Genomic DNA, 12836 nt, shown 5'->3' on the forward strand with positions numbered 1-12836 from the left:
GTTGTTGATCCGCTCCTGGATGATCGCCACCGCATTCTTATGCGCTTTCGAAATTCAGGTTAAAGTTTAAATGGGGGCCGTTATTGTGAGTTTAGATGCTCTTCGCACTTTTGTTGAAAGTGGAAGATATTGTGAACTTGATAGGAATAAGAAGCAGTTAGCTATCTTGCGCGACATCATCAAGGGACACCAATCAAAAATTGGAGTTAAACGTATGGAATGGGCCGAACAGGGAGTAGTTGGCATATTCGAGGGATACCGGATTTACGATTATGATATGGCAGGATTAAAGACAATTTTGGCTGATTTAGGTTTATTGCCACTGATATGTCAAGTAGAATGGTCAGTATTATCCGAAGTAGAACAAGAACTAATGAAATCATGGGTGGTTAGCCAACCTATTTCGATTCGTATTACTGTGAAGAAAGATCAGAAGAGGGATAAAGAGGCGCTGAATAATATTTTTGAAGAAAGAATTAGTAAGCTAGAGTTGACTCAGTTAGTAAACGAGTGGAAAATAAAGAAGATGGAAAATGACCTTCTTACAGATCAATGGAAGAGATTAAGACAAAATCTACAGGCACAATTACCGGCCCCGAGTTCATATCGATTTGATTTTGGTACTGTTAGTTGTTATACAACGGATCCTTTAATATCATGTGTTAATTTGTACAATCAGTTAGGTGAAGAAGTGGTTATGAAATATGGACAAGTAGATTTGTCATTATTGCCGGTATATATGGCCAAAGGATTCTTTAGCAAGAACGACATAAAGAGATATCGGAAAGTTACGGATATGCGATTAAAGTATACTCTTATGCAAATACATACTGAACAACGGAGAAGGGAATTTTATCTTGAATATCTTAGAAGACTTTCAATGTAGTTGCGTAGAAGACCCCCTAACCTCCCTTCTTTATTTTTTTGCCTAGATTTAATCCTCAACTTCCCAAAGACCTCATTGAAGCGTTCAATATCTTGAGTTAGTTCAACAAAGCAGTGTTTTGGTTGACTCGCATGAAGCGGGTTTAATCTTTTTGTACACATAGACACGGCAAAAAAGATATTTAGTATTGAAATACTTAAATTATTCATGGTAATATTTTGTTGTGTTCTGGTATGAAAGTTGGTGAAAAATTGATCGAATCATTCTGGAATATTTGCCTGCTTCATGACATCTCTACTCGTGATCAGCTGCTTCGTGAAGCGATCCGAGTGATACGCACTAAAAAGTTCATAGAGCAGCATGAATCTTCAGATAAGACGCTCGTTACAGAGCCTGACAAGTTGTTCCAATTGATGAAGGAGTGGGTAGGGGAACGAGAGCTGGGGCATTTTCCCGGGGATCGGGATTTATTCTATAAACTCTATCATGCAGGCAAAGATATGGATCTGCTGGAATACGCCTTGCAAACCCTTCAGCAAGATCGGGTAACAGGCGTGATGATCGTCCCTTCCGGAATCATGCAGCGGTTTATCGAGATGTGTGATCGTCAGCATTATCGATCCCTGCTTATAACAGAAGCGGAGAAGTACATAAGAGGAATCGTGGAGGCCAAACGCTACACCGGGCCCTACGCCATCACGCTGTTAACAGAAAGCTACATCATCGGCAGGCTGTTCAAAACCTATTTCGAGCCGTTTCCGAACGTGAAGGTGCTGCAAGGGTCCATTTATCAGCCGCTGCCGCTGGAGGAGAAGGTTGAAGCCATTCTCTCGATTCCGCATTTCGGGTTGAAAATGAATGACGATGATATTCCGATCCGGGAGTCCGAAGGCGCGGCGGTTAGTAATCTCCTTCCCCTCTTACAAGAGGGGGGAAGAATAAGCGTGACTTTTCCTGCTCGGATGATGTTCCAATCTGGTGCAATTGCGAACTGGCGGAAGCAGACTAACGAACTTACTCCTGTGCAATCGATCTATGCGTTGCCAGACGGATTGTTTCGCCCCTTCACTTCCGTTAAGACGTACCAAGTAGAATTCGGCAAAGCACTTGCAGATCAAGTGGTTTTAGGCCGATTGCGGTTAGAGCAATCGAAGCTCGTTGCTGAACGGGAAGTGACCATTCATCACGAATCATTCCGACAGTTGGATAACTGGCGGATCGACATGCTACTGAACGAAGATCAGGATACGTTGCGATCCTTTCAACAAGCGGCCATTCCGAAAGTGAAGCTGCGCGATGTGGCGGATATTTTCCGGGGGAAGTCTATTCTGAAGCAGGATTTAAGAGCAGGAAATATTAAGGTGCTTAATATTTCAAACCTGGAAAACGGTGAAGTCATTCTGAACTCGTTGGAAACAATTGACGAGGAAGAAAGAAAAGTCAAACGGTACGAGATTATACCCGGTGATCTGGTTATGACGTGCCGGGGGACTGTGAACAAATTTGCCGTTGTTCCGGAGCATGATGGGGTCGTAATCGCGTCGGCCAATATATTAGTCATTCGTTTTAAGAAGGCAATTCGTAGTCATTATGCACAAATGTTTCTGGAAAGTCCGACTGGGACGGTTTTGATCCAGAGTTTCCAGCGAGGAACGACGGTCATGAACTTGAATCCGGCGGATGTCGCGGAGATCGAATTACCTCTGCTGCCAGAAGAGAAGCAACTTGAACTGGTTAACCGTTATCTACAAGAGAAGGAACGTTATAAATCCGCCATTCGGGAAGCGGAGACCCGATGGGAGAAAATAAAGAATCAGCTATACGACGAACTATACGGAGGGGACCACTAGACGATGGCAACAGCGAACATCGGATTTGAAGAAAAGTTATGGAGCATGGCCGACAAGCTGCGCGGCAGCATGGATGCAGCAGAATATAAGCATGTGGTGCTAGGTCTTCTGTTCTTGAAATATGTATCCGACGCATTCGAAGAGAAATATGAGGCTTTAAAAAATGAGCCGTACGCTGACCCGGAAGACCGAGACGAGTATACGGCGGTAAATATTTTCTGGGTGCCGAAGGAAGCTCGTTGGAATCACATTAAAGATAATGCGAAGAAACCGGATATCGGGCAAATCATCGATAATGCCATGATCGCCATTGAGAAGGAAAACCCGTCGCTCAAAGGCGTGTTGCCGAAGGATTATGCCCGACCGGCGCTCGATAAGACCCGTCTTGGCGAAGTGATCGACCTGTTCTCGTTTAAAGTTGGGGATGAAGAAAGCCGTGCGAAAGACGTGCTGGGCAGGGTGTACGAGTATTTCTTGAGCAAATTCGCCAGCGCGGAAGGCAAGAACGGCGGTGAATTCTATACACCGACCAGTGTCGTTCGTTTGCTTGTCGAAATGATTCAACCGTTCAAAGGGCGTGTCTACGACCCGTGCTGCGGATCCGGCGGTATGTTTGTTCAGAGCGAAAAGTTTGTAGAAGAGCATCAAGGCCGGGTAGGAGATATTGCGGTATACGGTCAGGAATCGAACCCGACGACGTGGAAGCTGTGCAAAATGAACCTGGCGATCCGTGGCATCGACGGCAACCTTGGCGAGCACAATGCAGATACGTTCCATAACGATTTACATAAAAATTTGAAGGCCGATTACATTTTGGCGAATCCGCCGTTTAACATCAGCGACTGGGGCGGCGAACGGCTGACGGAGGACGCGCGCTGGACGTATGGGGTACCTCCTGCGGGTAACGCCAACTACGCTTGGATTCAACATATCGTGAACAAGCTGGCGCCGAGCGGTGTAGCTGGTTTCGTTCTGGCGAACGGATCGATGTCGACGAGTACGACGGCGGAGTTTGAGATTCGCAGCAAGCTGGTCAACGCTGATCTGGTGGACTGCATAGTAACTTTGCCGGGGCAGTTGTTCTATTCAACGCAAATTCCAGTGTGCCTCTGGTTCATCGCCAAGAACAAAGCGCCGAAAGGATTGCGTGACCGTCGCGGCGAGATTTTATTTATCGATGCTCGCAAAATGGGCCATATGGTCGACCGGACACACCGGGAGCTCAGTGCAGAGGACATTCGCAAGATCGCCGACACATACCATGCTTGGCGCGGTCAAGCGGAAGCGGGAACGTACGAAGATGTGAAGGGCTTCTGCAAAGCTGCCAAGCTCGCGGAAGTGCAGGAGAATGAATACATCCTGACACCGGGGCGCTATGTCGGGATCGAAGACGTGGAAGAAGACGGCGAACCATTCGAGGATAAGATGGCTCGTCTGACGTCGGAACTGGCTGAGCAGTTCGCCAAGTCTCGACAACTGGAAGACGAGATTCGTAAGCGGCTTGGAGGGATCGGGTTTGAGTTTTGATGATTCAGTTATTTATTCCACGCAATATCTCCCAAATGATTGGGGAAATATCGAGTTGGGAGAAATTGCAGATGTTCTCTCTGGATTTGCTTTTAAAAGTAATTATTTTGTTGATCAAGGCATTCCGGTTATTAAGATAAAGAATATTGAACCTCCATACGTTACACTTGATGATGTTCAGTACGTCTCGAAAGAAATAGCAGAGCAGCAAAAAAAGTATTTATTGAAATACAACGATATCCTAATCTCTCTGACAGGTTCTAATATAACTCAATTGGCTTCTGTTGTTGGTAAAGTAGGAAGAGTAAGGATTAAAAATCAGCCAATGTTGCTAAATCAGAGGGTAGGTAAGGTATATGTTACTGATCCAGAAAAATATGACGAACAATTTCTTTATTATGTTATTTCACGCAATGAAGTTAAATATCAGTTAGCAAGTATGGCTGGGGGGAGTGCAAATCAAGCTAACATAAGTCCAAAGCAAATAAAGCAACTCCAAATACCATTTCCTCCTTTGATTGAGCAAAAAACAATAGCACAATTATTAGCAGCTCTTGACGACAAAATCGAACTCAACAACGTTATCAACAAAAACCTTGAAGAAATAGGCCAAGCCCTTTTTAAACGGTGGTTTGTGGACTTTGAGTTTCCAAATGAAAATGGAGAACCGTATAAGTCCAGTGGCGGTGAGTTCGAGGAAAGTGAATTGGGGTTGATTCCGAAGGGTTGGAGAGTACAATCCTTACAAAGAATTTGTGAGTTCAGAAAAGGATTTTCATATAAAGGAAAGTATTTATCAGAGTTTGGCACACCAATGATAAACTTAGGCAACGTTTCTCCAGACGGGAGTTTTAAATTTGATAGCGTTAAATATTACTCTGATAATTCCTTTAAAGAACATCACACAGTTAAGCCAGGGGATATTGTCATTGCAAACACGGATATAACACAAAAGAGGGATGTTATTGGAACTCCTGTTATTGTTCCTAATTTAAACTCGGAGAAAATTATTATTAGTCACCACATAACTGCCTTGAAAAATCTAAAATTACCTGGTTTATTTGTTTACCATTTATTAAAGACCGACTCATGTAAGAATCGATTGAAGTCTTTTGCAACTGGAACCACAGTTTTAGCCTTACCCAAGGATGCACTGCCTAATTTTACATTTGTTTGCCCAAACTATGAGTTGATAATGAACTTTAATAAGATAGTTACACCAATATTTCAACAAATTGGCGACCTTAATAGGGAGTCTATATTATTAATGAAAATAAGAGGCACCCTTCTCCCCAAACTCATGTCGGGCGAGATTCGGGTACCGATCGAACAATCCTAGCCGTAAGGAGGTGCCACATGGCCTACTACGTCACATCTTATGCAGAGAGCGATCTGGAGCAGGCAGCATTGGAATGGTTTGAGGAATTGAACTATGAGAAGGCCTACGGCCCAGATATTTCCCCTGAAGGGGAGTACCCTGAAAGGCAGTTTTATCATGAAGTGATCCTGAAAGACCGGCTTCGCGATGCGCTCCTCCGCATTAACAAGCATGTGCCGCGTGAAGCGATTGAGGAAGCGATCCGCATCATTGAAGTGCCGCGCAGCCCAAGTCTGTTGATCAACAACAAAGCATTCCAGAAAATGATCACCGACGGGATTGACGTGCAGTACCAGGTGGCGGACGGGGAATATCCGACGGAGAAGGTGTGGCTGTTTGATACAGACCCGGACCGCATTGGCAACAATGATTTTTTGGTCGTCAACCAATTTACGGTCATAGAGAATCAGGGTGAAAAGCGTCCGGATATTGTTGTGTTCGTGAACGGGCTGCCGATTGCCGTTTTGGAACTGAAAAGCGCCTCCAACGAGGAGGTCGGCATCAGCGATGCTTACAATCAGGTGCAAACGTACAAAAGCGCGATTCCGTCCCTTTTTACCTATAATTCGTTCCTCGTGATCAGCGACGGCGTGAATGCCCGGGTCGGCACGCTGACGGCGGATGAGGATCGATTCATGATGTGGCGTACGATTGACGGCGATGATGTGGCACCTTCTTCTCTTCCCCAGCTTGAAGTGCTGATTAAAGGAATGTTTGAGAAAAGTCGACTGCTTGACATCATCAAGCATTTCGTGCTGTACCAGACTGACGGGGAACATCTTTACAAGATATTAGCCGGTTACCATCAATACCATGCCACCAACAAAGCGATCGCAAGTACGCAGCGAGCGACGATGGAAGACGGGGATCGGAAGATTGGGGTTATCTGGCATACGCAGGGCTCCGGAAAAAGCTTGTCCATGGTTTTTTACGCGGGGAAACTCGTGCTGACGCTCAACAACCCAACAATCGTAGTTGTAACGGACCGGAATGACTTGGACGACCAGTTGTTCGCCACGTTCAGTAAATCGAAAGATTTGCTTCGGCAGACGCCTCAACAGGCTGAGAATCGCGCACACTTGCGGCAATTGCTGTCGGTCGAGTCAGGCGGGATCATTTTTACTACGGTACATAAATTTACTCCTGAGCATGAAGACAAGTATCCGGTACTGACAGAACGCCGTAATGTCATCGTGATCGCTGACGAAGCGCATCGCAGCCAGTATGGTTTTCAGGCGGAAATAGTTGCAGACGGTGATGATGCGACAGTCAGATACGGTTATGCCAAATATATGCGTGATGCGTTGCCGAACGCTTCATTTATTGGTTTTACCGGTACGCCGGTGGAACTGACGGACAAAAATACGCCTGCTGTTTTCGGGGACTACATTGATGTTTATGATATGACCCGCGCCGTAGAAGACGGAACAACGGTGAAAATTTATTATGAAAGCCGAATTGCACGTTTGGAGTTGTCCGAGGCGGAACGTCCGGTCATCGACAGCGAGTACGAGGAAATTACGGAGTATCAGGAATATACCCAGCGGGAGCGGCTTAAATCGCGTTGGGCTCGACTTGAAGCATTGGCGGGTGCAGAGAAACGGGTCAAGAAGGTGGCCCAAGACATCGTTGAACATTTCGAACAGCGGCAGAAGGCCGGTTTTGGCAAAGCGATGATTGTTGTCATGTCGCGGCGGATCGCCATTGATATGTACAAGGCGATTGTGGCGCTTCGGCCGGACTGGCACAGCGATGACGATAACGAAGGGAAAATCAAAATCGTCATGACCGGAAGCTCTAGCGATCCTGCGGAGTGGCAACCGTATATTGGGAACAAGCGCCGTCGGGAGCATTTGGCAAAGCGGATGAAGGACGTAAATGATCCCCTCCAGATTGTCATCGTTCGCGATATGTGGCTGACCGGATTTGACGTGCCGAGCATGAATACGATGTATATTGATAAGCCGATGAAAGGTCACAACCTTATGCAAGCGATCGCCCGCGTGAATCGGGTGTTCCGCGACAAGCCAGGCGGTTTGATTGTCGACTACATCGGTATCGCGGATATGCTCAAATCGGCGCTTCAGCAATATACTGAGAACGATCGCAAAACCGCAGGCATCGACACGGATCAAGCCGTTGATTTCATGCTGGAAAAACTACAGCTCATCCGCGAACTGCTGCACGGGTATGATTACAGTAAATTTGCCTCAGAAAAAGCTTCTGAGCGCATGAAGGCGATCGTCGAAACGGTGGATTATGTGCTAGGACTGGGTGACGAGGGGAAAAGGAACTTCCTCAATTGGACGACGGAAGTGGCGAGGGCATTCTCACTGTGTGCGACCACTGTAGCTGCGGAGCAAGTCAATCTGGAAATCAGCTTCTTCAAGGCTGTCAAATCTGGTATTATTAAGCTGATAACAGTCGAAAACAAGAAGAAGACGACGAATGAGCTCGATGCGCAGTTGAATCAGCTGATCTCCAAGTCGATCGTTTCCGATGAGGTGGTCGATATCTTGGAGGCGGTTGGTTTGCAGAAGCCGAACATCGCCATTCTGTCCGACGAATTTCTGGAACAAGTTCGTGGGTTGAAGCAGAAGAATTTGGCAGTCGAGCTACTGCGCAGGCTGCTTCAAGGTAAGGTGAAGGCTGTATCACGGACGAGTATCGTGCAGTCCAGGAAATTTTCCGAGATGCTCGAAGAGGCCGTTCGCAAATACAATAACCGCACCATTGAAACGACGCAGGTCATCGAAGAGCTGATTCAGATGGCCAAAGACATGAACGCTGCTGTCAAACGCGGCGAAGATCTCGGCCTGATCAAGGAAGAGCTGGCCTTCTATGACGCACTCGCCTCGAACGAGTCGGCGAAAGAATTGATGGGCGATGTCATGTTGAAGCAGATCGCGCACGAACTGACCCAAGCGATCAAGAGCAATATCAAAGTGGATTGGACCCTCCGCGATAACGTGCGGGCACAGATGCGAATTACGGTGAAACGACTTCTCAAGAAATACGGCTACCCGCCGGATCTGGAGAAGATGGCGATAGACCTAGTGATTCAGCAGGCCGAGTTGATGGCCCAGGCGGAGACGGAAGAGTTTAAATATTAACTGACATCAAGGCGTGGCTAAAATGACAACTTATTTTAGCTACGCTTTTATATTTATTGCGTGCCCAGCTAAGCACGCATCTTGTATCCGGTTGAAATAAAAATTCTTTCAAGACATTTAACCGAACTCATCCTGTAAATAAAGAAAAGAGATGATTACTATGCAAGCGCCTTATATTTCAAGAGTAAAAATTTCAAATTATCGTAATTTTAAATATGTAGATGTTGAACTTAGAGATAAGCAGGTTATAATTGGCGAAAACAATGTTGGTAAAACGAACTTTCTTAGAGCAATCCAATTAATCCTCGATCCTAACCTAAGTGACCAAGATCGATATTTAGAAGAAACGGATTTCTATAATGGTTTGGAATCACCTATGAAAAAGGGGGAAATTATTGAAATAGTTATAGAAATTAAACGTTTTAGTCATAACAAAAATCTTCTTTGTCAACTCAGTGACGCTACTGTAAAGACCAGTCCTGATACCTTGAGGCTTACATATCGCTATTTTCCTAGATTTCGAGAAGATGGAACCATAGAGAATTATAGTTATAAAATATTTAAGGGTGATAATGAAGATATTGAATTCACTCACTTAGACCGAAAGTATCTCAATATTAAAGTTATTAAAGCATTACGAGATGTTGAAGCTGAAATTAAAAATTCAAGGAAGTCGCCTTTAAGTGTTTTACTGAAAGCATACAATATTGAAAAATCAAAATTAGAGGCTATTGCGGATAATATAAAGGCACAAAATGACCAGGTGTTAACTTTAGGAGAACTGAAAGATTTAAACAATAGAATAAATGATAGATTTAAAGAGTTTATCGATCTCGATCCAGAGTCAATTGAATTAGCTACTAATGAAGTGAATACAAATAGGATTCTAAACACATTAAAAGTGCTTCTTGGTGGAAGATCAGTGGGTGATACCAGCCTGGGCCTAACAAACATTCTATATATTACGTTGATGTTACTTGCCATTGAAGATAGAACCATTCCTTCCTTTTTAAATCCTATTTTGTATCAGGAATTAATAAAAAAAGATAAATCGGGTATCTTGGAAAAAGCATATAAGTCAGATGAAGAAGGAAACAAAATACTCAAGGACAAATTGAGTTCAAAACTTGAAAGGGAACTATACGAGTTCATGGATATGCATAATCCAATAGACGAAGGAGCGACTATCTTAGCTATAGAAGAACCCGAAGCACATTTGCATCCATCAATTCAACGAACAATATACAAAGATGTATTCAGTCGATCAACCAATTCTGTTATAATGACGACTCATTCGACTCACATAGCTTCAATAACACCTTTACAATCGATTTTGCACCTTTATAGAGGGAAGAAAGGAGCAACAAAAGCACTTTCAAGTGCGACCCTTTCCTTGGATGATGAAGAGTATAACGATTTAGCGAGATATATAGATGCCAATCGAGGGGAGATTTATTTTGGAAAAGGTGTTCTGCTTGTCGAAGGGATAACAGAAGAATATCTAGTTCCGGTATTTGCTGATTTGATGGGTAAGTCGTTAGATTATAAAGGTATTATTGTTTGTAATATTAACTCAACTAATTTTTCCCCATATATTAAATTACTAGAACAACTGGGAATTCCATATGCTGTTGTTACCGACGGAGACTACTATGAGATTATTGGTGGAAAAAGAAATTATCATCTTCTTAACAACAATTCCAAGAATCCTATCGGTTATTTGGGACTGGAGATTATAGAAAGAGTAATTCTTGAGAATAACATACTTGAGTCTAATGAGATTCCAAAAGAATATGATAAAAAAGATGAGTTATTTCGTAAGAAGGGGTTCTTTACTGGATACTGTACGGCTGAAGTGGATATTATGGAAAAATGCTACGAAGACAAAGCGAGTAGAGATGTTATTATTCAAGTTTTTAATGAGCTAACATCAGGTGGAGAGCAGCAGAAACAAAATTTTGTCGAAAATTTTGAAAAAGGTGATTTTTGGGCTTGCTTGCGTCAAATAGAATCATCCCATAGTAGAATCGGTAAGGGGAGATTTGCCCAACGTTTGGCGCAATATTGTACCTTGGATCATATCCCAGAACACATTGAAGGGGCAATTGAGTATATCTGCAAGAGAGTAGAGGAAGATGATTCAGATGGAGACGATGTACGAGAAGAAGCTCAAGCAAATTAAGCAAGATGAACAACAATATGATGCTTTTCGTTCACTTGAAAATACAGTAGTACTTGCGGGGCCGGGAAGTGGAAAAACAACAGTCTTGACATTAAAAATAATGATGCTCCTTTCGGAAGTTATTAAACCTCCGAGGGGATTGGCATGTTTAACTTATAGTAATGAAGCAGCGAAGGAATTCAAAAAACGTCTAAAGATCCTCGGCTATAAAGAAAGAGGAAATGTTTTCTTAGGTACAGTTCATTCATTTTGTATAGCTGAGGTCATTACAAAGTTTGCACATTTATTTCCCAAATACAATGTCCCCTTGCCTCTTAAGATAATATCTTCAAAAAAGAAATATCAATTGTTTCAACGTGTTAGAGAGGAACTGAATATTCCTGAAAAGGACTTAAGTATAACAGAGATGGATAGTGAACGTAGTCTCAACATAAAAGGAAGATCACAAGTAAATATACCGTCATATGATCTAGCATTAAAGGCAGCAAATTTATTTGAACAGAAACTTAGAATTGCTAATTATGTGGACTTTACTGCAATTATACAGTATGCAACGCAGTTGATACAAAACGAAGAATATGTCAGAAAATGCTTAGAAGCCAAATTTCCTTGGATTCTAATAGATGAGTATCAAGACTTGGGTAGGCCTCTGCATGAGATGATTCTTTCAATGATGGATGGTACAAAAATCCATTTTTTTGCCGTTGGTGATCCTGACCAATCTATTTATGGATTTAATGGTGCTGTTCCGGATTATCTATTGGAATTATCGCGGTTTCCAAACATTAGGGAAATAAGACTTCAGACTAACTACCGAAGTAATCAAGATATTATAGATGCCTCAGAGGTTGCCTTAGATCCAAGTGAGAGTCGCAATTACAGAGCCGGAACAAGAAAAAACGAAAAGGCTCAGTTTTGTTTTAAAGTGTGTGAAAGGGATATGATTGATCAATATAACTTTGTTGTTAATGAAGTAATCCCACAGAATTTAGAAATAGGGGTACCCTTAGAGGAAATTGCAATTCTTGTCGCCAATAAATATCAGATCAAAGAACTGGGTGAAATACTTGATAAAGCTGGGATTCCCTATTATGCTGTCAAACATGAGTTCGAACGTACACATGTTGTAACTTGGTTAGAGGATTGTGCCAATTGGTTAATCAATCCAGAACATATTTCATTTGAATCAATATTTACATTTTGGAAGAGTTTTCTAACTCGCCATGGTGTCGATGTTTCTGGTTCACAAGTTATACTGGAAAAGAGAAAACTCTACGACTTATTAAAAAGAAGTGTAGCTAACAGCGAGCAACTTGTAGATTGGATTCACTGGATGCTAAAAAATACTGGGTTGAGGGAACTTCTTGAAAATACAGATATATATCCCGATGAACTTGAAAACCTGGATAATTTAATTAAGGTTGCTAAAGAGGGGATGTTTGCAGAATTTACCCTTCGCCAGTTTAGTCAATTGGGCAAACCCGTGAACCAAGTGACTATAAGCACTCGGCATTCCTCAAAGGGATTGGAATTTGAAACGATTGTATTATTAGGAATGGAAGAAGGGAGTTTTCCTAGCTACAGGAGCACAACCGAAAGAAAAATTAGAGAAGAACACCGCATTTTTTTCGTATGTGTGAGTAGAGCTAAAAGTCGGTGTTATCTTGTTAGATCAAAGATACAAAGAGGTTATTCTCAGAAGCCATCGCGCTTTTGGACTGCTCTTTATAACTGGAATCGCGAACGTTTCAGTTCATGAGTGCACTGGATAACGTTACGTTTACAACGTATTAAGGTTGAAATACGATGATGGATCTTATCGCTATTTACCTAATAATTCATACAGTCTTGGTTTTCTATGACACATCGCCTAATCGCTGTATTAGAATTATTCCGGTTA

Annotated in this window: 7 protein-coding genes; all 7 read left to right on the plus strand. The window is 42.9% G+C overall.

What is annotated here, in order from left to right; all coding sequences use genetic code 11:
- Window positions 1-85: 85 nt before the first annotated feature.
- The 7 genes from ACFFK0_RS21840 to ACFFK0_RS21870 all read left to right on the plus strand — a co-directional run bounded on the left by ACFFK0_RS21840 (window position 86) and on the right by ACFFK0_RS21870 (window position 12695).
- The gene (locus tag ACFFK0_RS21840) at window positions 86-886 is read left to right on the plus strand and encodes a hypothetical protein (RefSeq protein WP_377472495.1); all 801 of its coding nucleotides are present in this window, start codon (window positions 86-88) and stop codon (window positions 884-886) included.
- A gap of 233 nt (window positions 887-1119) precedes the next feature.
- The gene (locus tag ACFFK0_RS21845) at window positions 1120-2736 is read left to right on the plus strand and encodes a restriction endonuclease subunit S (RefSeq protein ID WP_377472496.1); all 1617 of its coding nucleotides are present in this window, start codon (window positions 1120-1122) and stop codon (window positions 2734-2736) included.
- 3 nt (window positions 2737-2739) lie between these two features.
- Complete coding sequence (locus tag ACFFK0_RS21850) at window positions 2740-4263, plus strand: class I SAM-dependent DNA methyltransferase (protein WP_377472497.1); 1524 nt, start codon at window positions 2740-2742, stop codon at window positions 4261-4263.
- Window positions 4253-5602 carry a restriction endonuclease subunit S gene (locus tag ACFFK0_RS21855; RefSeq protein ID WP_377472498.1) on the plus strand — a complete coding sequence of 450 codons (1350 nt, stop codon included), beginning with the start codon at window positions 4253-4255 and terminating at the stop codon, window positions 5600-5602. The genes ACFFK0_RS21850 and ACFFK0_RS21855 overlap by 11 nt, the downstream gene beginning before the upstream one ends.
- A 17-nt stretch (window positions 5603-5619) precedes the next feature.
- Window positions 5620-8754 (plus strand): type I restriction endonuclease subunit R, encoded by a 3135-nt coding sequence (locus tag ACFFK0_RS21860; protein ID WP_377472499.1) that lies wholly within the window; start codon window positions 5620-5622, stop codon window positions 8752-8754.
- A 160-nt stretch (window positions 8755-8914) separates the two neighbouring features.
- On the plus strand, window positions 8915-10936 hold the full coding sequence (locus ACFFK0_RS21865; protein WP_377472500.1) for an ATP-dependent nuclease: 2022 nt from the start codon (window positions 8915-8917) through the stop codon (window positions 10934-10936).
- Window positions 10899-12695, plus strand: coding sequence for an ATP-dependent helicase (locus ACFFK0_RS21870; protein WP_377472501.1), 1797 nt, complete (start codon window positions 10899-10901; stop codon window positions 12693-12695). Before ACFFK0_RS21865 ends, ACFFK0_RS21870 begins: the two co-directional genes overlap by 38 nt.
- Window positions 12696-12836 lie beyond the last annotated feature (141 nt).

It is taken from the genome of Paenibacillus chartarius, assembly GCF_042432825.1.
GTDB classification, from domain to species: Bacteria; Bacillota; Bacilli; order Paenibacillales; family NBRC-103111; genus Gordoniibacillus; species Gordoniibacillus chartarius.